Below are 20,665 nucleotides of genomic sequence, written 5' to 3'. Positions count from 1 at the left end.
GGTCCCATGTCCTCAGACGCCAAGCCCACCGACTTCAGTGCCGCACGCATCCAGGAGACCGTGCAGCAGATCCTGACCGCCGGCGTGCTGCCCCCGATTGTCCAGGCGGGCCACCCTGTTCTGCGGCATGCTGCCGCGCCGTTCACCGGCCAACTGACCGATGCGGAACTCGGACAGCTCGTGGGCCTCATGCGCAGCGTCATGCACAAGGCTCCCGGCGTTGGCCTGGCCGCCCCGCAACTCGGGATCCCCCTGCAGATCGCGGTACTGGAGGACCAGTTTGAGGTGGATCCCGACGTTGCTGCCGCCCGCGGGCGTGAACCGTTGCCGTTTTTCGTCATGCTGAACCCGTCGTACGTGCCGCTCGGGTCTGCGGCTGTGGCCTTCTACGAGGGATGCCTTTCCGTGGCCGGGCTGCAGGCAGCGGTCATGCGGCCGCAGGCGGTGCGGCTGGGCTTCACTGCCCTGGACGGTTCGCAGCTCGAACGAGAGTTCAGCGGCTGGCAGGCCCGGATTGTCCAGCACGAGACGGACCACGTGCACGGGATCCTCTACCTGGACCGGGCGGAGCTGCGTTCGATCAGCAGTAACGCCGAATACTCCGCCCGCTGGTCCCAGCCGGACATCAGCCATGCCCGGCAGGAACTCGGGTTCCTGCCGGACGCGCCGCCGGCGTAGACCCGGCGGCGCGTCCCGGCGTCACTGGTGTGCCGGTGCCGCAGCCCGCGAGTCTGAATCCGGGTCCGAATCCAACGCCGCAGCTTCCGCCGCGGGAGCTTCCGCCGCCGAACCCGGCGCCGGGTTCGCGGGCGTCGGGAGGTGGCGCGCCCACCACTTCAGGATTTCGTCGAACCGCTGTTTGCGGTGGTGAGGCGTTCCGGACCGGGAGAGCTCGTGGTTCTCACCGGGGAACACCAGGAAGGCGGCCTCCACCCCCCGCAGCTTGAGCGCCGTGAAGTACCGCTGGCCCTGTTCCACGGGGCAGCGCAGGTCCTCCTCGCTGTGGATGACCAGCGACGGGGTGCGCACGTGGTCCACGCGCGCCATCGGACTCTGGGCCTGCATCTGTTCCGCGGAACGGCCGGTGTATTCGCCGCCGAAGAACCAGCCGATATCGGATGACCCGGTAAAGCTCACGGGATCCAGGAAGCCGCGCTCCACGATTGCCGCGCGGAAACGGTGGTCGTGGCTGATCGTCCACGCAGTCAGGTAGCCGCCGTAGGAGCCGCCCATGATGCCGAGGTTGTCGGCGTCGAGCTCCTCGAACTTCGCCACGGCCCCGTCCAGGAAGGCGAGGACGTCTTGCATGTCAACCGTGCCCATCCGCTCCTTGATGGACCGGCCGTGAGCCTGCCCGTAACCGGCCGAGCCCCGCGGGTTGCACATCAACACCGCATAGCCCGCCTCGGCATAGACCTGGGCCTCGTCGAACAGTGCACCGCTGAACTGGGCGAACGGCCCGCCATGGATGTCCAGCAGCACCGGGTGCGGGCCCTTGCCAGCAGGCTTCACGAGCCAGCCGTGGACCGGGTAGCCGTCTGCCGACGGGAACGACAGCTCCTGCGGTTCGATCACGCCGGCCTTGGTACGCAGCGGGGCGGAGAAATCCGTCAGGAGCCGGAGCCGGCCGCCGTCGAGCACCGCCACGTCCCCGGCGGTCAAGGCATCGGTGAAACTGAGCACGAGCGATCCGCCACCCGCGGCGGTCCCGGTGACCACCCGGTCGCCGTCGACCAGCACGGCGTGGCTGCCGGTGGCGCCGAACTCGTGCAGCTCGACCGTCCCGTGCGCGTTGTTCAGCAGCAGGGCCCGGTCTGCGCCGCGCAGTTCGATCCGGCTGCTGGCGCCGAGGTCGACGGTCTCGACGTCGCTCAGGACGGAGGCGGCCCCGCCCGTTGCCGGCATGACCCACAAGGCGGTGTTCCGGGCCACGAAGTCCTGGCCGGAGTCGCCGATGTCCTGGGCGAGGAAGAACAGCCATTGCCCGTCCGAGGACTGGCGTACGGCACTGACCGTCTGCCGGCCGGAGTTGCCCGGCCGTACTGCTTCCGGTTGACCTCCCCCGACGGGGATCGAGTAGATCCCGCTCTCGAGGTCGGCGTCGCGGCCCTCATGCAGGGCCGCGGTGAAGTAAATGGTACGGCCATCGGCGCTGAAGCTGGCGCTGTCGTGGTCCGTGGCCGACGCGGTGAGCTGTTTGGCCGCAGGCAACAAGGTGTCAGCATTGTCCCTGGGGCCGCCAGCGGAGGAGGCCCGGGACTTCAAGGCCCGGCCCGCCGGCGCCACCTTCGGTTCCGCGTCGAGCTCCGGCAGTTCAACGACGAACAGCTGCAGCGGCTTGTCTGCGGTGTAGCCGACGCCGTTCATGCGGTACTGGTAGTCGGTGATCAGCCGGGCGTCCTCGCCGCCAGCGGAGACGCCCTCGACACTGCCGTACCGGCCTTCCGCAGGGACCCGGGCGCTGAACAGGATCGTCCGCGAGTCCGGAGACCAGGCAAAGGCGGACACGCCCAGCGGGGCATCCGTAACCGGCTGGGGCTCGCCGCCGGATGCTTCCACCACATGGAGCTGCGGCTTCCCGCCCGGCGCCGCGCGCAGAAACGCCAGCACCAGACCGTCCGGCGAAAACTCCGGGGCTGTGTCACGAAAACCACGGGTCAGGCGCCGCGGCCTCTGCGCCGGATCCACCGGAACGGTCCATAGCTGGCCCACATACGCGTCGGCGTCAAAGTCGGGTCGGACCACGGATACTACGGCCCGCGAGCCGTCAGGGTGCACGGCGGGGGCGGAGACGGAATTGAGCAGCGGCAGATGTTCGGATTTCACGCTTGTGAGCCTAACCCGTGTTGCGCGGACTGTGAAATACCTCACGCCCTCCCGGTGAGCCGCCCGGGCGGTCCCCGCACGCAGCCGCGCCCCTAGGATGGACTGTATGCTCACAGCCTCCTCGTCCCTGCTCTGCCCGGTGTGCCGGGCCGGCCTGGGGCCGCGCGACGGCAACGGCCGCACCCTGGTGTGCGGGGCCGGCCACAGCTTCGACGCGGCCAGGCAGGGCTACTTCAACTTCCTCGTCGGGAAGGGCACCGTCTTTGAGGCCGACGCGGCCGACATGGTGGCGGCCCGTTTCAATTTCCTCTCCGCCGGCCACTACCAGCCCCTCGCCGACGCCGTCGCGGAACTGGCCGCCCCCGCGCTGTCGGGCGCCGCCCACGGCCCCGGAGCCACCGTGCTGGACGCAGGTACCGGCACCGGCCACTACCTCAGGACCCTGCTGGACAGGATTCCAGCCGCCGCCATCGGCCTGGACATTTCCAAGTTCGCGCTGCGCCGAGCCGCACGGTTGAACCCGGAGGCCGTGAACCTGGTCACCGACATATGGCAGCCTCTGCCTATAGCGGACGACGCCGTCGACGTCGTCACGGTTGTCTTCGCTCCGCGCAACGCGGCCGAGTTCGCCCGCGTCCTCCGCAAAGGGGGACGGCTGGTGGTGGTGACGCCGAGGGTCGGCCATCTCGCCGAGGTCTCCGGGAAGACCGGGATGCTGGGGATCGAACCAGCGAAGGACGAGCGGCTCGCCGCCTCCCTGAGGGGTCATTTTTCCCCGCTCGTCGCACGCGACCTGGATCTGCCGCTGTCCCTCACCCCGCAGGACGTGGCCAACCTGGCCTTGATGGGGCCGGCAGGCCACCACCTGGACCGGGCCGCCCTGGCCGGGCTCGTGGCCGGGATGCCGCCCCGGACCGCAGTGTCCGCCCGCTTCCGGATCAGCGCGTTTGAACCCCTTGCCTAGCCCTCCTTCCCGGTCGCCCGCGTGGACCCGGACGGCCGGCCCCGTATAACGACTTGGCCGCATCGGGCAGAAGTTTCAGGCGTCCGGCCCCGGCCCTTGTCCACCGGCTTAGGATGTAATCACAGTTGCTGGGCAACGGTGCGTACAACTCCCGTGACGAAGGGGGAAACAGATGTTCGAATGGCTGGCCGGGAATTGGTGGGCCCTGTGGCTTACGGCCTTCCTGGTGTTTGCCGTGGTCGAGATGCTCACCCTGGACCTCTTCTTCATCATGCTCGGCGGCGGCGCCCTCGCCGGGCTGATTGCCGACTTCACCGGCGCGGACCTCTGGCTCCAGATAGTCTCCTTCTGCGTGGTGTCCCTGCTCATGATCGGTTTCGTCCGGCCGGTCGCCCTCAGGCACCTCCACAGGGGCCCGGCAGACCAGCGGAGCAACATCGAGCGCCTGATCGGCGAGTCCGCGCTCGTCATGGAAGCCGTCAGCGCAAGCGGCGGCCTGGTCAAGATCGGCGGCGACGTCTGGAGCGCCCGGTCCGAGACCGGGGTCCTGCAGCCGGGACAGCACGCCGTCGTCAGCGCCATCGACGGCGCCACCGCCGTCGTGGCCCCGCAGCCGGAAACAGCCGTGCAGTAGCCGTCGAAGGTGAGCACACCGCTTTGCGGCAACGACTTCCTGCAGCCGGCACCGGCGGCAGGGCTGTGGCGGCGGATCCGCCACAGCGAGAGCTCAACGAAACAACTGGGGAAAAGGTGATGTATGGATATCGCAGTCGCAATTGTGCTGCTGGTTCTGGTCGCATTCGTAATTATCGTGCTTGTCCGGTCGGTCCGGATCATCCCGCAAGCGCGTGCCGGCGTCGTTGAACGGCTCGGCAAGTACCAGCGGACCCTGAACCCGGGCCTGACAATCCTGATTCCGTTTGTCGACCGGCTGCTGCCCCTCCTTGACCTGCGTGAACAGGTGGTTTCCTTTCCGCCTCAGCCCGTCATCACCGAGGACAACCTGGTGGTCTCCATTGACACTGTGGTGTACTTCCAGGTCACTGATGCCCGGGCCGCGACGTACGAGATCGCCAACTACATCCAGGCTGTTGAGCAGCTCACCACGACCACCCTCCGCAACGTGGTCGGCGGGCTGAACCTGGAGGAAGCCTTGACGTCCCGCGACCAGATCAACGGACAGCTGCGCGGGGTCCTCGACGAAGCCACAGGCCGCTGGGGGATCCGCGTGTCCCGGGTGGAACTCAAGGCAATCGATCCGCCCCACTCCATCCAGGACTCGATGGAAAAGCAGATGCGTGCCGAACGTGACCGCCGGGCCGCCATCCTCACCGCGGAAGGTACCAAGCAGTCGGCCATCCTCACGGCCGAGGGCCAGCGGCAGTCCTCCATCCTGAAGGCCGAAGGCGACGCCAAGGCGGCGATCCTCCGGGCCGACGGCGAAGCCCAGGCCATCCAGAAGGTGTTCGACGCGATCCATAAGGGCAACCCGGACCAGAAACTCCTCGCCTACCAGTACCTGCAGACCCTCCCGAAGATTGCCGAGGGGACGTCCAACAAACTCTGGATCATTCCCAGCGAGATCGGCGAGGCCCTCAAGGGAATCGGCAGTGCCCTGGGCACTAACGGCCCAGCAACGGAGGGGCTGTTCGGCCCGGGCGCAGTGGCCGGCCGGGAGGACGGCGCAGGCGCCGGGACGGCGGGAACCGCCGCAGGTACACACCCGGAGCCGTGAGTCGCGTTGGCCCTTGGCCGAACCCCGAGGAGCGTGCCTCACCGGTGGGATCCGCACCAGCCCTCGGGTTCGGGGCCGCCGGGACGTGACCGGCCGACGTCTCACCGTCCGCGGAGGCGTGGCCAGGCTTTACCTGGAACGCGCCGTTCCCGTATACTTGAATATTTGTCCGGCAGGTTCAGCTGGCCGGAACAAATAAGCTTCGCAAAGCGTTGATTGAGTGACTGCATATGCGGCGTTTGGGCACAGATGCAACGCGATGCAAACAGTAGTCCGGCCGGGCCCCACAGCCCCCGGCTAACGCGGGGCACCACCCCGCGAACCGAATAGAGGGAGAAAAGATGAGCGATCGCAGCCTGCGGGGTATGCGCCTTGGCGCACAGAGCATGGAGACCGAATCCGGCGTCGAACCGGCTCCGCGCCAGCGCGTTGAGTACCGCTGCGAGGACGGCGAGCAGGTGTTCGTGACCTTCTCTTCCGAAGCGGAGATCCCCCCGGTATGGGTTTCGAAGACGGGCAAGGAAGCCTTGCTTGTCGACGGCGAACGCCCCGTCAACAGCAACGAGAAGGCAGTGCGCACGCACTGGGACATGCTGCTGGAGCGCCGCTCGCTTCCCGAGCTGGAGCAGATCCTCGACGACCGCCTCACGATCCTGCGTGAACGCCGCGGCGAACGCCGCTCGGCCTAAGACGACGGCGCGCCGCCGAGCGTACGACTGATAAGCAAAGGGCCGGGCCCGCACCGTCTTCCGACGATGCTGGCCCGGCCCTTTGCTGTCCGTTGGCCGCGGGAACGGCTAGGCGGCTTTCCTGCCCGTCAGCTTGTTCCAGCGTGCCAGGAGGCCCCATTTGGTGACGTTGATCATGGCTTCCACCACGATATTGCCGCTCATCTTGGAGGCGCCAAGCTCACGCTCGACAAAGGTGATGGGGCGCTCCACGATCTTCAAGCCGAGCTTGGCGACACGCCAGGCAAGGTCAACCTGGAAACCGTAACCGACCGAGTCAACGGCGTCGAGGTTCAGTTTCTCCAGGGTGTTGCGGCGGAAAGCGCGGAAGCCGCCCGTGACGTCCCTGATCTTGACGCCCAGCATGACGCGGGCGTACGTGCTGCCGACCCGGGAGATGGCCTGGCGGTAAAGGGGCCAGTTCACGACGCTGCCGCCGGGAACCCAGCGGGAACCCATGGCGAGGTCGGCGCCCTGCTCGACGGCGTCGAGCAGCAATGGGAGCTGCTCGGGCTGGTGCGAACCGTCTGCGTCCATTTCCACGAGGACGTCGTAGCCGGCCGCGAGGCCCCACTTGAAGCCGGCGATGTAGGCCGCGCCGAGCCCGGCCTTGCCCTGGCGGTGGAGGACGTGGACCTGCGCGTCCTCCGCGGCAATGCGATCCGCCAAGTGGCCCGTGCCGTCGGGGCTGTTGTCGTCGACGACCAGCACGTCGGAAGCCGGCACGGCCGTGCGCAGGCGCCCGAGGGTCTTCGGCAACGATTCGAGCTCGTTGTAAGTCGGGATGATGGTGAGGACACGCACAGCGAGGCCTTTCCTTGAAGGGAGCGGTCAAAGCGCCCGGCAGGCAGCAGACATTAGTGACTGTCAGCGGGACGCAACTCTCCATTATAGGGAGTCGCCGGCGATTCGCAGGCCGCGCGTCCCCGCCGGGCAGGTCCACCCGCTTCGGGCCAGTTCCGGCAGGCCGCGAGGAGCGGCGCCGGAACCGTTTTCTGCTGCGAAGTGGACCCGCCCCTGAGGGGACCCGCGGTCACGGCCGGGCAAGCTGCCGCACGGGCGGCAGCCCGCGGCACGGACCGGGGACGACCGGAGACTGGCGCAAGCCTCCGTCGCCCCTCAATGCTACGGAGGCGCCCGGATCTGTCAACCGATCCGTGACCTGCCCGGATATCCTTCGGCCCAGCTCAAGGGCGGGTTGAAAACGTCAATGTTTCGTGCCGGGCGCCCCGGATGACGAGGCGGGGCAGCCCGGTCTTCAGGAGCCGAGGGAACCGCTCGAGAACAGTTGCTGGCCGTCCCGCACCGTCTGGAGGCAGACGGGATCGTTGCCCGTATCCAAGGCCGGCAGCAGCGGCGTGCGGGCGCGCGGGTCCGTGCTCCAGGACTGGACCCGGCCGTCAGCGACCTGGACCATCAGTTCCTCGACCTCCCAGACTGCGAAGCTGGCCGGAGCCCCCGGGACCAGCTGGCCGGCCATGGGGTTCCGGTAGCGGGCCGCGCGCCACCCGGCCCGTGTGTGGCCGAGGAACGCCGCGCGGGCCGAGATCTGTTCCGCGGGGTTGGTGTGTTCCAGGCACGCGCGGACGCTGGACCAAGGCCGGAGCGGGGTCACCGGGCTGTCGCTGCCGAAGCAGATGGGCACGCCGGCGGCGTAGAAGGATCCGAAAGGATTCATGCCCAGGCTGCGGGAGCCGAGGCGCCGCTCGTAGAGGGCGCCCTCCGCTCCCCAGAGGGTATCGAAGACGGGCTGGGCGCTGACCGTGACGGAATAGTGGGCCAGCCGGCTGATGGCTCCCGGGTCGGCGATCTCGACATGCTCAAAGCGGTGGCCGGCGGCGCGGATCCGCTGCTCCCCCACCTCGGCGGCTGCCAGGTCCAGGGCCTCGAGGGCTGCATCCAGGCCGGCGTCGCCGATAATGTGGAAACCTGCCTGGATGCCCAGCAGCGAGCACGCCGCCAGGTGCGCGGCCGCCTCCGGGACTGAGAGGTACAGGCTGCCGCGCTCCCCGGGAGCGTCGCTGTAGTCCGCACGCAGGGCCGCAGTCCGCGAGCCGATCGAGCCGTCGATGTTCAGGTCGCCGGCGAGACCGAGGACGGATACGCCCAGGCCGTCCAGGACGGACCGGGCATGGTCCGCTGAAGTGGCCAGCTCACCCCAGTACGGCAGGATCTCCGGTACTGCCCCACCGCCGTCGCCGTCCGTGTTCCAGGCCGCCGCGAGCTGCAGGTCCAGGACGCTGCCGATGTGGGGGGCCGCCATCTCGGCGAGGCCAACATAGCCGTGGGCGGCGGCCTCAGCCAGCGCCCGCTGCTGGTAGCCGCGCAGCGCTGCGGCGGGAAGCTGCCGGGTGGCGAGCCTGGCGGCGGTGTGGGCGCCGCGTTTGACCTGGCCGCCGGCAGAGTAGCCGTCAAGGCCGTCCAGCGCCGCCGACGCCGCAAGGGAGGGCGAGACGAGCGCCGAGTGCACGTCCACGCGGGACAGATAGACCTTCCTGCCGCCAGCCGCACGTTCGAGTTCTTCCGGCCCCGGCAGTGCCGGATCGGCCCACAGGCTTTCGTCCCATCCGTGGCCCAGCACAGTGCCCTGCTGGGCGGACCCTGCCACCGCCGCCAGCAGTTCAGCGGCCGATCGGACGCCGCCGAGCTGTAGGGATTCCAGGGCAATACCGGTCTCCGTCAGGTGCACGTGGGAGTCGACAAATCCGGGAGCCAGGAGGGCACCCTGGAGGTCGATGACGTCCATGGAGGAGTCGGCAATCGAGCTCGCGGCCTGCTCCGAGCCGACCCAGGCAACGGTGTCGCCGTCGACGAGCATCGCCGTCGCAAAGGGGTCTGCGGCCGTGTAGACGGAACCGTTGCGGTACAGCGTGACCTTGCGGGGTGCCGGGGCGGCCGGTGAGTCGGTCATGGTGCGGAGGCTCCTTGTAACTGTTTGCCGGCGCGGCGCCGGCATATTCGAAATAGAGTGCGGTGTTTGCCTGGTGTTTCCGGCGGGTGGCCGGGTTCAGGGCCGGCGTCCAACGGGCGCTAGGCCACCGAGGAATACGCGACGACGCCGCGTTTGACGAGTTTGATCGACTCGCCGCAGAGCCGCGCAATACGGGGGTCCAGGCTCGGGATCTTGGCGAGCTGATCCAGGAGGTCGATGACCTGCTTGACCCAGCGGACGAAGTCCCCGGCGGCGAGGTCCGTGCCGCTCAGCACATCCTGTAGGTGCCTTCCGTTGGCCCATTTAAAGATCGGCCACACCAGGCCGAGCTCGGGCTCGCCGGTCAGCGGGAGCTTCGCGGCCTCCTCGACGTCTTCAAGAGCCGACCACTCGTGCACAACAGTATCCACCGCGGATTCCAGCGAGATGCTGGGCATCTTCGGCCGTAGCCCGCGGTCCTCGCGTTTGGCCTGGAACACCAGGATGCTGGCCAGGGCCGCGATTTCCGCGGCGTCGAGGTCATTGAACGCGCCCATCCGCAGTGCCTGGGAAATCAGCAGGTCCTTTTCCCCGTAGATGCGGCGGAGGCGCTGCCCGTCGGGGCTGATGGACGGCACGCCGGCGTCGGACGTTTCCAGGTAGCCGTAGCCCGTCAACACGCCGCAGACCCGGTCGAAGGTCTTGGCAATGGTGTTGGTGCGGCCCTGGATCTGGCGCACCAGGGAGTCCGTTTCCTGGCGGAGCTTCCACCAGCGTTCGGACCAGCGTGCGTGGTCCTCGCGTTCGCTGCAGCCATGGCACGGATGGGCGCGGAGCTCCCGGCGCAGATCGGTGATTCTCCGCTCCAGGTCCGGCAGTGCCGCAGCCCGGCCGAAGTCCTCGTTCCGGTTCGGCGGCGCGGGCGGGCGGTTGTCCCGGAGGGCGTTGCGGGCCGAGGACGCCAGGTCCCGGCGGGACTTGGGCACCTTGGCGTTGAAGGACTTCGGGATCCGGATCCGGGTGATGGGCGAAAGCGGGCCCTCGACGTCCTGCGTGCCGATCCTGCGCAATTGGTTATCGAGGGTCATGACCGCGGGCCGGGGCTCACGGGAGTGGTGGTCGGAGCTGAGGACGACGGCGAGTCCGGGCGCGCGGCCGGTGGGGACGTCGACGACGTCGCCGGGCAGGAGGCGGCTCAGGGAGTCTTCGGTGAGGGACTTCCGGGCTCGCGAGCTGCTCTTGGAGGCGTTGTTCTCCGCGTCGGCCAGGGCACGGCGCAGCCGGGAGTACTCGGTGAAGTCGCCGAGGTGGCAGGTCATGGCCTTGCTGAAACCGGCCAGCGATTCCTCCCGGCTCCTGACCTGCTTCGCCAGCCCGACGACGGAACGGTCGGCCTGGAACTGGGCAAAGGAGGACTCGAGAATTTCCCGGGCCCTGGGCCGGCCGAACTGGGCCAGCAGGTTGATCGACATGTTGTACGTGGGCCGGAAGCTCGAGTTGAGCGGGTAAGTGCGCCGCGAGGCCAGGCCCGCGACCGCCGCCGGATCCGTGCCCGGCTGCCAGAGCACGACGGCGTGGCCCTCGACGTCGATGCCGCGGCGGCCGGCGCGGCCGGTCAGCTGGGTGTACTCCCCCGCTGTGATGTTGACGTGGGCCTCGCCGTTGAACTTGTCCAGCTTCTCCAGCACGACGCAGCGGGCCGGCATGTTGACGCCGAGGGCCAGGGTCTCCGTAGCGAAAACGGCCTTGACGAGCCCGTCGACGAACAGTTTCTCCACGACTTCCTTGAAAGTGGGCAGCATGCCGGCGTGGTGGGCGGCGAGGCCGCGGAGCAGGCCGTCGCGCCAGCTCCAGAACCCGAGGACCTCGAGGTCGTCCGAGGGAATGTCCTGGGCGGCTTCGTCGACCCGCTGGGCGATGATCAGCTGTTCCTTCTCCGTCGTCAGCCACAGTCCTGCCGCGACGCACTGCGCGACGGCGGCGTCGCAGCCGGCGCGCGAAAAGATGAAAGTGATCGCCGGAAGGAGGTCCTGCCGGTCCAGGCTCGCGATCACCTGGGGACGACTGGACTTCCGGACCGGACTGCGCGGACCGCCCTGTGGTTCGTCACGCTGCTGCCGACGCTGGTTGCGGCCGCCATGGCCGAAGCGGCCCCGGAAGTTCATCTGGCTCTCCGCACGTGCCATGGAGAGGAGCTCCGGGTTCACCTCGAACCCGGGCCGCGTGCTGAGCCCGGCGGTAGCAGCGGTGGTCGCGGACACATCCGACTCGCCGGCCGGGGCGATCTCATCGAAGGTTGTGTCTCCTGCGAACAGGTCCACGATCTTCCGGCCCACCATGACGTGCTGCCAGAGGGGTACCGGGCGGTGCTCGGAGACGATCACGTCAGTCTGGCCGCGGACCGTGTCGAGCCACGCGCCGAATTCCTCCGCGTTGGAGACGGTCGCGCTCAGCGATGCGACCTGGACCTCGCTGGGCAGGTGGATGATGACCTCTTCCCAGACGGCGCCCCGGAAGCGGTCCGCAAGGTAGTGGACCTCGTCCATCACGACGAAGCCGAGGCCGGCCAGGGTGTCGGAGTCCGCGTAGAGCATGTTGCGGAGGACCTCGGTGGTCATCACCACCACGGGAGCGTCGCCATTGATGCTGGTGTCCCCGGTGAGTAGGCCCACCCGGTCCGCACCGTATTTCGCGGCCAGCTCGGAGTACTTCTGGTTGCTCAGGGCCTTGATAGGAGTCGTGTAGAAGGCCTTAAGGCCACGCTGGAGGGCCAGGTAGATGGCGAACTCCCCAACGATCGTCTTGCCCGCGCCGGTCGGGGCCGCCACGAGCACTCCCCTGCCGGCCTGGAGGGACAGGCAGGCCTCGCGCTGGAAATCGTCGAGTTCGAATTCGAGCGTGCGGATGAAACCGCCCAGATACGTTTTGGCTTCCGCGGCCCGTTCGACACTGGCTCGGTAGCGTTCGGACGGTGACTCCGGTCCGGGTTCTGAAGACATGCTTCCAGCCTAGTGCGCCGGCGGCTAGAGATTCTCCAGCTCGGAGCTGGGAGTTGCCTGGTCTGCGGTGGCTTCGGTCTCCGCAGCAAGTTTGACGGCGCGCCGTTCCCGCCGGCGGTCGTTGAGTACACAGAGCCCGATGGCCGTGAAAAAAAGCACCAGCATGGGCACGGCCAGATAGAACATGCTTGTGGCGTCCGCGCCCGGCGCGGCCATGGCGGAGAACAGGCAGACAAGGAACACGGTGATGCGCCAGCTCTTCATCAGTTGCTGGCCTTTGACCAGGCCGGCCAGGTTCAGGCCGACCAGGACAACCGGCAGCAGGAAGGCAATGCCGAACGCCAGCAGGAGGCGCAGGACGAAGGACAGGTAGATCTGGGCGCTGATGAAGTTGGAGCCGCCGGAGGGGGTGAAGTCCGTCAGCACTCGGACCGCGTTTGGCAGCACGAGCCAGGCCAGAAGCACGCCGCCGACAAACAATGGCACGGCGGCTGCAACGAAGGACAGCGCGATGCGGCGTTCCTTCTTGTGCAGGCCGGGAACAATGAAGGCCCAGAGCTGGTAGAGCCAGACCGGGCTGGCAATGATGACGCCCAGGAAGACGGACACCTGGATCATCAGGTCGAAGGAGCTTGCCACGCCGTCAAAATTGAGCGATGCCTGACGGCCTTCATGCTGGTTCAGGTCCCGGATCGGCTTAATCAGTGCCGCAAGCATGGGCTCGTAGACGAGGAAACCGACCACGGTTCCCACAACAACCGCGATCGCCGCCTTGAAGAGCCGGTTGCGCAGCTCCTTCAGGTGATCAAGGAGCGCCATCCGACCCTCGGGATTGGATCGACGGTTCATGGTTACTGCCATGTGGTCTTAGGCGCGGCTGGACGGCGGAACGTCGGTGCCGTCTCCGGTGCGGCTTTCAGTGCCGGCGGGCCGCGGGTGGTTCACAACCCTGCCCTCGACGGGGTCGGATTCCGTCTTGGCTTCGGGGGTGCCGTCCTTCTTCATTTCGCGGACTTCCGACTTGAATATGCGCATCGACTGGCCAAGGCTGCGGGCCATGCCGGGCAGCTTCGGTGCTGCAAAAAGCACCAGAGCCAGAACGATGATGATGATGAGATGCCAGCCTTCAAGCCTCATGCCGGAAAGTCCTTTCGTTGAAATACATCCTACGTCTATCCTAATTCGATGTCGCGCAGCGCCTGGGGCTGGCCCCGGTCCGTCTTTCGCCGGATGCGCCGCAGCCGCCGCGCGTCCTGCCGGGACCGTTTGGATGCGTCGTAGTCATGCCGCATCCGGGCGGGCGAGGCAAAGACGGCGGCGCCAGGCTCCAGGCCGGAGCCGGGCAGGGCCCCGTTCTCTGCGCCGTCGAAGCCTACGGCGCCAAGATGAACGGCGGCTGAACCGACGTCGTCGGAGTCAGGCCGGGACGGCAGGCGCGAGAACCGCTCCCCTGCCTCGCCGAGTTCCTTGAGCGTTGTCGTGAACTGCCGGAACAGCCGCACGCCGAGCACGACGAAGAACAACAGTGACAGCGCGACAAGCGCTATCCAGATCACGATCCAAGACCACCAAGGCATGCTGTGTAGTCTAGCTGGCGTCCTTACTAGTCTTCATATTGGGCCAGGGCGGCGGCGAGCCACTCCCGGGAAGCGTCCGCGAGGCAAGCCGGCTGAAGGATCCGGACCATGCCGCCGTGCTGGGCGACGAACGTGGGCAGCCAGTCCGTGCTGCCGAACCGGATCTCGGCCAGCATTCCCCCGCCGGGGAGGGCGGCGGTCCGTTCGGCATAGTAGTCATCGGCCAGGCCGGTCCCCCGCGGGGCCAGTTCCACCACGACCACAGTGTCGTCGTCGTTGGGGGTGAAGAGCTTCACCGGGAAGCTGTCCGCCGGCTTTGCGGCCTCGGACACGGGGCGGCCGTTGGGCTCCAGGGCTTCGATCCGGCCCAGCCGGAAGTTGCGCAGGCCCTGGGCGGAGTGGCAGTACGCCTCGAGATACCAGGTGTTGTCCAGCGAATAAAGGCGCAGCGGGTCGACATCGCGTTCTGACACGGCATCCTGTTGCGCGGAAAAGTACCGCAGGTGGAGCTGGGCGCCGGTACGGATGGCCCCGCGGGCTGTTTCCAGGGCGGCGGAGTTCCCAGGGGCCACTTCCGGGCCGGCGAGCGACGCGGCTTTGCGGCCCTCCTCGCCCGCTGCGGCCATGAGCTTGAGCGTCACCGACTCCAGGGCGCTGCCCTCGGCGAGTTCCGGCAGCCCGTTGAGGGTCTCCAGTCCGGTCAGCAGGGCGCAGGCCTCGTCGACCGTGAAACGGACGGGCCGGTTCATTTCAAGGTCCTGGATGATGAAGACGTGGTCGTCGTCCCACTGGATGTCCAGGAGGTCATCCGGGTAGCCCTCGGGCAGGCCCGAACAGATCAGGATCCGCAGGTCATCTTCGAGTTCTTTGCGGGTGACGCCGAACTTCGCGGCGACCTCACTGATGTGCAGGCCCTGGTTGTGCACCAGGAACGGTACGAGCTGCAGCATGCGCTTGAGCTGGTCCTCGGAGGTGCGTTTCCGTCCGCGCTTGACCTGACCGGTGTGGGCACGGTCTTGCGGGAAAGCCACGTCCGGGACGGGGGCGGCAGCAAAGCCCGCGGCGGCGGTGAGCCGCCGGCGGACGGCCGAGGCGAGCTCGGGCGGTGAAACCACCACCGTTCTCGGTCCGTAGGAGGCGAGCTCTTCACCCAGGGTCTCTGCGTCCCGGAAGGGCACGCTGAGCCTGTCCCGGCCGGCCCGGGGCGCCCCGGCTGCCGCCCCGGCAGGCACGGCCCGCTTGCGCAGCCCCAGCAGCCGGCCCTTCTCGACGTCGACGACGGCGGTGCGCACGGGCAGCTCCCGGAGGCCCGCAAGTTCGGCCCGGACGTTGAACCCGGACGGCGGGGTGAAGGACTCCTTGTCCAGCACAGTGACCGCTGAGGTGAGGCGGGAGAGCCGGAAGAAGCGCATCGCCCCGCGCGCCCGGTCCTGACCGACGACGTACCACTGGCCGAACCGGCTGCCCAGGCCCCAGGGCTCGACCAGCCGTTCTTCCTCCTTGCCGGTGCTGTCGGCGAAGTAGCGGAAGCTCACGGGATGCTGGGCGTGCATGGCGGCGAGGAGGTCCTCGAAAGCCTGGCCTGCTGGCCGGATGCGCGGCTGGACGCCGGCGGGAAGTTCAGGGTCCGCCAGCCCGCCCGCGGCCTGCAGTTTGCGCACCGCGTTGAGGGCGGCGGAACCCAGGGCTGCCCGCTCCCAGAGCTGGGCAGCCAGGATGAGAACCGTGCATTCTTCCGGGGTGAGGCTGACGTCCGGGAGACGGTTGGATTCCTTGCCGATCCGGTACCTGGTGGTCGCGGGGTCATCCGAGGACCAGCCCGTCTCCATGACCGTTTCCACCTCGAAGCCGAAGTGGCGCAGCTCAGTCTTGTCGCGTTCAAACATCCGGCCGAACGCGACATCGCTGCTGGTGGTGTCGTGATACACCTTCTCGCGCAGTTCGCTGCGGGGCAGGCCGTACTTGGTGTTGAGCAGGGCGATGAGCAGGTTTAGGAGGCGTTCTGTACGTGAGGCGGACACCCCGCAAGGGTACTAAAGTCCGTGGCGGATTAAGACGAAAGCGCGGTAACAGCCGGAAGAACTTTCCCGATTGTTACCGCGCCTGCGGACGTCTGGCCGCCGGAGGCGCCGGCGGGTGGTGGGCCCACGCCCGCGGGGTTCCCTGTCCGGGGAGCCGCTGCGGACTTGCGAGGATAGGGTGCGGGTGGGGACTAGCGGACGGCGACGAGGTCTACGACGAAGATCAGTGCCTCGTTGGGGCCGATCGCTCCGCCCGCGCCGCGGGCTCCGTAGGCGAGTTCGGACGGGATTTCCAGCCGGCGGCGGCCGCCGACCTTCATGCCCAGGAGGCCCTGGTCCCATCCCTGGATGACCTGGCCGACGCCGACGCGGAAGTCCAGCGGCGCGCCCCGGCCCCAGGAGGCATCGAATTCTTCGCCGGTGGACCAGGCGACGCCCACGTAGTGGGTTGAGACGGTGTCGCCGGCCTTGGCCTCGGCGCCGTCGCCCTCGATCAGGTCGGTGATGACCAACTCGGTGGGAACGTCGCCTTCAGGGAACTCAATTTCCGGCTTCTGGCGGTCGAGGTTGCGCTGTCCAAATGACATGGTTGCTCCTTCTTGCGTGGCTTTGGTGTGGCGTGGTTTTTCTGCGGTGATGACTTGACGGTGCCTATTTGACGCCGAGGATGTCGACGACGAAGACGAGGTCGCCGGTGGCGTCGCCCTGGCCCTGGTCACCGTAGGCGAGGGCCTTGGGGACCACCAGCAGGACGCGTGAGCCGACGGTCTTGCCTGTCAGGCCCTCCGTCCAGCCCTTGATGACGCCGGTGAGCGGGAAAGTGGCCTTCTGGCCGCGGTCAAAGCTGGAATCGAACACCTTGCCACTGGCCAGGGCGACTCCGACGTAGTTGACGGTCAGGGTGTCGGTCCCCTTGACCTCCTGGCCCTTGCCCTTGATGAGTTCCTGGGCGACGAGTGCTGTCGGGGCGGGGACGCCCGCGACGGAGATCTCGGGGACGCCCTTGTCGTTGTCCTTGACGGTCGGCAGGCCGGCGGGCGGGGTCACAGCGTCGCCCTCGGGCTTGTCCAGAACCGGCGGAGCGTCCTTGGCGGAGAGCACCTTGACGATCAGCAGCTGGGTGGGCTTGGCCTCAGCGCCCTCGGCGGCGGCCTGTCCGGGGACGGCGAGGGCCAAGTGGGAACCGACCTTGGCGCCAACGAAGGCGTTATAGATCACGGCGCTGCTGGTCTTGAGCTGGTCGTTCAGTTCGAGCGGCTCGGGATCGTTCGGGTAGGTGTCTTCCATTGTGGTGCCGTCGGTGCCGTTGAACGCCACGATCGAGATCTCTGCGATCTGGTTCGCCTTGACCCTGTCGCCGCTGCCCTCGCTGACGACCTTGATGGTAGGTTCCTTGACATCGAGGGGCTTGGTGAAGTCGACACCCGGAGCTTTCTTGTCGCCATTCTCCGTCAGCTTCAGGGAGTCCAGCTTCGCGGTCTCGCCGGCGGACTGGCTCGTGGGTTCCGGGGCTGCTGCAGGCGGTGTGCCGCCGCAGGCGGTCAGGAGCAGCAGTCCGGGAAGAAGAATTGCTAGTAGTCGGCGCACTTAGAAACTTTCGTCGGGGCAGTGTGGACTCAATGCCGGACAGTTGCCCGTGGCAATGAAAAGGGTGGCCGCCAGGCGGCCCCTCTCCAGAATAACGCGGAAAGCTGGCAATCAGCCCATAGAGTCCAGAAGGGCATCCACGCGCTCGTCCACACTGCGGAACGGATCCTTGCACAAAATCGTCTGGTGGGCGCGGTCGTTGAGCTTCAGATGGACCCAGTCCACGGTGTAATCCCGGCCGAGTTCCTGGGCCCGCCGGACGAAGTCGCCGCGGAGTTTGGCGCGCGTCGTCTGGGGCGGAGCCTCCACCGCGTCCTTGATCGCGGTGTCATCCGCCACCCGTCGCGTTGCGCCGCGTGCCTGCAGCAGGTAGAAGAGTCCGCGGCTGCGGGAAATGTCGTGATACGTCAGGTCCAGCTGCGCGATCCGGGGCGCATCCAGGCTCAGCCCGTGCCGTGCACTGTAGTTGTCCATGAGCTTCTTCTTGATGGCCCAGTCAACCTCGGTGTCGATGGTGCTCGTGTCACCGCTCTCGATCGCGTCGAGGGTGCGTCCCCAGAGATCCAGGATCAACGGCACATGCGCGTTGTGGGCACCGTGTTCGGCGACGAAGGCCGTGACCTTGCCGAGGTATTCCCGCTGGATTTCCAGTGCCGTCAGCTGGCGGCCGTTGGCGAGGCGCACGAGGGCCCGGCCGCTGAGGTCGTGCGAGATCTCCCGGATGCTCCGGATGGGGTTCTCCATCCGCATGTCGCGCATGATCACTCCGGCTTCGATCATCCGCAGAATCAGGTCCACGGTGCCGACCTTGAGCAGCGCGGTGGTCTCGGACATGTTGGAGTCGCCGACAATGACATGGAGGCGCCGGTAGAACTCGGCGTCCGCATGCGGCTCGTCGCGGGTGTTGATGATGGGCCGGGACCGTGTGGTGGCGGACGAAACGCCCTCCCAGATGTGGTCCGCGCGCTGCGAGAAGGCAAACGTGGCTCCGTGCGGGGTCTTCAGGATCTTGCCGGCCCCGGCGATCAGCTGGCGGGTCACGAGGAACGGAATGAGGATCTCTGCGAGCCGGGAGAACTCACCGCGGCGCGGGATCAGGTAGTTCTCGTGGCTGCCGTAGGAGTTCCCCGCGGAGTCCGTGTTGTTCTTGAACAGGTACACCGTGCCGTTGAAGCCTTCGGCGGCGAGCCGTTCCTGGGCTTCGTCCACGAGGTCGCACAGGATCAGCTCGCCGGCCCTGTCATGGGCGATCAGCTGGGCGAGGTCGTCGCATTCGGCCGTGGCGTATTCGGGGTGGGACCCGACGTCGAGGTACAGGCGGGAGCCGTTGGTGAGGAAGACGTTGGAGGACCGTCCCCAGCTGACCACCTTGCGGAAGAGGTAGCGGGCCACTTCCTCCGGGGCCAAGGGCCGGGATTCCGGGCTCGAATAGGAAATTCCGAATTCGGTTTCGATACCGAAAATACGCTTGTCCATGTCAGTTCTCCTCAGCAAGCAATGCCACTATGTCGGCGTCCTCGAGCCGGCGGAAGGCGCGGCGCGTGCCCCGGCTGCTTTCCGAGCCGCGGTCCAGCACCGCAACCTCCACCGCCGACGCCGGCAGGGCGGCAGTTTCCTTGTCCGCCACGAGGCCCGCCAGGGCGAGCCGGATGGCTCCGGCGAAGTCGAGTTCGCCCTGCCAGCCCGCTTCGACGGCCTCGGAGACCTTGTCGGCCTGTCCGCCCATCACGATGAAGCCCTGTTCGTCGGCGATGGACCCGTCGAATGTCAGCCGGTACAGGTGGTCCGCCTCCTGGAGGGGGCCCACTTCGGCCACGGCGAGCTCCACTTCAAAGGGCTTCTGCTCGGCCGTGAACACCGCTCCCAGGCTTTGCGCGTAGACGCTGGCCAGTCCCCTTGCGGTCACGTCCTCGCGGTCATACGAGTAGCCGCGGACGTCCGCGTACCGCACCCCGGCCTGGCGCAGGCTCTCGAACTCGTTGTACTTGCCGACAGCGGCGAACGCGATCTTGTCGTAGATCTCGCCGATCTTGTGGAGCGACGGTGACGGGTTTTCCGCCACGAGCGCGATTCCGTCCCGGCAGCTGATTACCACCACCGAGCGTCCCCGTGCGATGCCTTTCCGTGCGAAGTCCGCACGGTCCTTCATCAACTGTTCCGGCGATACATAGAACTGCTGGGTCATCTCAGGCCTCCCGCTGGGCGACGGCCCTGGATGCGATGACGGTCTCCGCCACCGCAGCGAGCTCGCGTTCCGGGACCCGGAACGCTCCCGAGCGGTTCACGATGTACACGACCGGCCAGAGCTGCCGGACCGGGTCCGGTCCGCCCGTGGCGGAGTCGTCGTCGGCGGCGTCGTACAGCGCCTCGACGGCGACGGCGACGGCGTCCTGCTCGGAGAGGTTGGGGCGCCAGAGTTTCTTCAGGGCCCCGCGGGCGAACATCGAGCCCGAGCCCACGCTATGGTGTTCCTGCTCCTCGTACCGGCCGCCGGTGACATCGTAGGAGAACAGCCGGCCGAGTCCGGCCGGCCGGTCGAAACCGGCGAAGAGCGGGACGACGGCAAGCCCCTGCATGGCCATCGGGAGATTGCTGCGGATCATGGCGCCGAGCCGGTTCGCCTTGCCGTCCAGGCTCAGCAGCGTTCCCTCGATCTTCTCGTAGTGCTCCAGTTCAACCTGGAACAGCCGGGTGATGTCCAGGGCGATCCCGGCCGTCCCGGCGATGCCCAGCACAGAGTACTGGTCGGCCGGGAACACCTTTTCGATGTGCCGGCTCGCGATCACGTTGCCCATGGTGGCCCGCCGGTCCCCCGCCATCAGCACCCCGCCGGCGTAGGTCATCGCGACGATCGTCGTGCCGTGCGGCACCTGCAGGGGCGGCGCGGGAGGGCCGGCGGTCGCTGCGGCAGGCAAGTGGTTGAAAGGCAGTAAGTCGGGACGTTCGCGTTGCAGGTGCTCGGTGAATGAGGACGTCGCGTTGGCCGCTACCTGGTTGGTTGTTGTTTCCTGCACTGACGCTCTCCCTCAACGTGGTGGATCAACGACACTTCCGGCCCCCGGCCCCTCCCGCCGCCCTCCTCCGGCGGCCGGCGGCGCCCCTACTGGCCGCCCTTCTGGACGAATGCGCGGACGAACTCCTCGGCGTTGGATTCCAGCACGCCGTCGATCTCATCGAGGAGATCGTCGACGCCCTGGGTGGCTCCGGACGCCTGCGCTTCGGCGGGGGCCGGCGGCGCGGCGGGGACGTCCTCGTCAACCTCGGTGTCCCGCGACTGCGGCTGCTGCTGCTCCTGGCCTGCCATTGTTTTCTCCTTA

The 20,665-nt window shown here is 67.6% G+C and carries 19 protein-coding genes; 5 read left to right on the top strand and 14 right to left on the bottom strand.

What is annotated here, in order from left to right; translation table 11 throughout:
- Positions 1 to 6 precede the first annotated feature (6 nt).
- Entirely contained in the window at positions 7 to 678 is a 672-nt protein-coding gene (locus AC1DES_RS09795) for a peptide deformylase (protein ID WP_476895510.1), read from the top strand.
- Between the two features lie 21 nt (positions 679 to 699).
- Here AC1DES_RS09795 and AC1DES_RS09790 read toward each other — a convergent pair whose 3' ends face one another.
- Complete coding sequence (locus tag AC1DES_RS09790) at positions 700 to 2,826, bottom strand: S9 family peptidase (RefSeq protein WP_476895509.1); 2,127 nt, start codon at positions 2,824 to 2,826, stop codon at positions 700 to 702.
- A 106-nt stretch (positions 2,827 to 2,932) separates the two neighbouring features.
- On the opposite strand from AC1DES_RS09790, the gene AC1DES_RS09785 reads away from it, so the two are divergent.
- From AC1DES_RS09785 to AC1DES_RS09770, 4 genes are all read left to right on the top strand, one after another.
- A complete protein-coding gene (locus AC1DES_RS09785) occupies positions 2,933 to 3,790 on the top strand; it encodes a methyltransferase domain-containing protein (protein WP_476895508.1) in 858 nt (285 codons plus the stop codon).
- A gap of 172 nt (positions 3,791 to 3,962) precedes the next feature.
- On the top strand, positions 3,963 to 4,424 hold the full coding sequence (locus AC1DES_RS09780) for an NfeD family protein (protein ID WP_476895507.1): 462 nt from the start codon (positions 3,963 to 3,965) through the stop codon (positions 4,422 to 4,424).
- Between the two features lie 123 nt (positions 4,425 to 4,547).
- Complete coding sequence (locus tag AC1DES_RS09775; protein ID WP_476895506.1) at positions 4,548 to 5,525, top strand: SPFH domain-containing protein; 978 nt, start codon at positions 4,548 to 4,550, stop codon at positions 5,523 to 5,525.
- Between the two features lie 341 nt (positions 5,526 to 5,866).
- A complete protein-coding gene (locus AC1DES_RS09770) occupies positions 5,867 to 6,214 on the top strand; it encodes an RNA polymerase-binding protein RbpA (RefSeq protein ID WP_476895505.1) in 348 nt (115 codons plus the stop codon).
- Between the two features lie 108 nt (positions 6,215 to 6,322).
- Here AC1DES_RS09770 and AC1DES_RS09765 read toward each other — a convergent pair whose 3' ends face one another.
- From AC1DES_RS09765 to AC1DES_RS09705, 13 genes are all read right to left on the bottom strand, one after another.
- Complete coding sequence (locus tag AC1DES_RS09765; RefSeq protein WP_476895504.1) at positions 6,323 to 7,057, bottom strand: polyprenol monophosphomannose synthase; 735 nt, start codon at positions 7,055 to 7,057, stop codon at positions 6,323 to 6,325.
- 454 nt (positions 7,058 to 7,511) lie between these two features.
- Positions 7,512 to 9,164 carry an amidohydrolase gene (locus AC1DES_RS09760; RefSeq protein ID WP_476895503.1) on the bottom strand — a complete coding sequence of 551 codons (1,653 nt, stop codon included), beginning with the start codon at positions 9,162 to 9,164 and terminating at the stop codon, positions 7,512 to 7,514.
- A 119-nt stretch (positions 9,165 to 9,283) separates the two neighbouring features.
- Positions 9,284 to 12,163 (bottom strand): DEAD/DEAH box helicase, encoded by a 2,880-nt coding sequence (locus AC1DES_RS09755; protein ID WP_476895502.1) that lies wholly within the window; start codon positions 12,161 to 12,163, stop codon positions 9,284 to 9,286.
- Between the two features lie 24 nt (positions 12,164 to 12,187).
- Positions 12,188 to 12,982: a twin-arginine translocase subunit TatC gene (tatC, locus tag AC1DES_RS09750; RefSeq protein WP_476895501.1), complete on the bottom strand. Its 795-nt coding sequence runs from the start codon at positions 12,980 to 12,982 to the stop codon at positions 12,188 to 12,190.
- Between the two features lie 48 nt (positions 12,983 to 13,030).
- Positions 13,031 to 13,300: a Sec-independent protein translocase subunit TatA gene (gene tatA / locus AC1DES_RS09745; protein ID WP_476895500.1), complete on the bottom strand. Its 270-nt coding sequence runs from the start codon at positions 13,298 to 13,300 to the stop codon at positions 13,031 to 13,033.
- A 35-nt stretch (positions 13,301 to 13,335) separates the two neighbouring features.
- Positions 13,336 to 13,740 carry a hypothetical protein gene (locus AC1DES_RS09740; protein WP_476895499.1) on the bottom strand — a complete coding sequence of 135 codons (405 nt, stop codon included), beginning with the start codon at positions 13,738 to 13,740 and terminating at the stop codon, positions 13,336 to 13,338.
- A 26-nt stretch (positions 13,741 to 13,766) separates the two neighbouring features.
- Complete coding sequence (locus AC1DES_RS09735; RefSeq protein WP_476895498.1) at positions 13,767 to 15,761, bottom strand: helix-turn-helix transcriptional regulator; 1,995 nt, start codon at positions 15,759 to 15,761, stop codon at positions 13,767 to 13,769.
- A 191-nt stretch (positions 15,762 to 15,952) separates the two neighbouring features.
- Positions 15,953 to 16,348: an FKBP-type peptidyl-prolyl cis-trans isomerase gene (locus AC1DES_RS09730; RefSeq protein ID WP_476895497.1), complete on the bottom strand. Its 396-nt coding sequence runs from the start codon at positions 16,346 to 16,348 to the stop codon at positions 15,953 to 15,955.
- A 64-nt stretch (positions 16,349 to 16,412) separates the two neighbouring features.
- Positions 16,413 to 17,348 carry an FKBP-type peptidyl-prolyl cis-trans isomerase gene (locus tag AC1DES_RS09725; protein WP_476895496.1) on the bottom strand — a complete coding sequence of 312 codons (936 nt, stop codon included), beginning with the start codon at positions 17,346 to 17,348 and terminating at the stop codon, positions 16,413 to 16,415.
- A 111-nt stretch (positions 17,349 to 17,459) separates the two neighbouring features.
- Complete coding sequence (pafA, locus tag AC1DES_RS09720; protein ID WP_476895495.1) at positions 17,460 to 18,824, bottom strand: Pup--protein ligase; 1,365 nt, start codon at positions 18,822 to 18,824, stop codon at positions 17,460 to 17,462.
- A 1-nt stretch (position 18,825) separates the two neighbouring features.
- The gene (gene prcA, locus AC1DES_RS09715) at positions 18,826 to 19,533 is read right to left on the bottom strand and encodes a proteasome subunit alpha (RefSeq protein ID WP_476895494.1); all 708 of its coding nucleotides are present in this window, start codon (positions 19,531 to 19,533) and stop codon (positions 18,826 to 18,828) included.
- 1 nt (position 19,534) lies between these two features.
- Positions 19,535 to 20,362 carry a proteasome subunit beta gene (gene prcB / locus AC1DES_RS09710; protein WP_476895493.1) on the bottom strand — a complete coding sequence of 276 codons (828 nt, stop codon included), beginning with the start codon at positions 20,360 to 20,362 and terminating at the stop codon, positions 19,535 to 19,537.
- Positions 20,363 to 20,448: 86 nt separating this feature from the next.
- A complete protein-coding gene (locus AC1DES_RS09705) occupies positions 20,449 to 20,652 on the bottom strand; it encodes a ubiquitin-like protein Pup (protein WP_476895492.1) in 204 nt (67 codons plus the stop codon).
- Positions 20,653 to 20,665: the final 13 nt, after the last annotated feature.

Source organism: Arthrobacter sp. 05T442 (assembly GCF_056395945.1).
The sequence above is the reverse complement of the archived record's forward strand: the minus strand, read 5'-3'. Positions and strand labels throughout refer to the sequence as shown.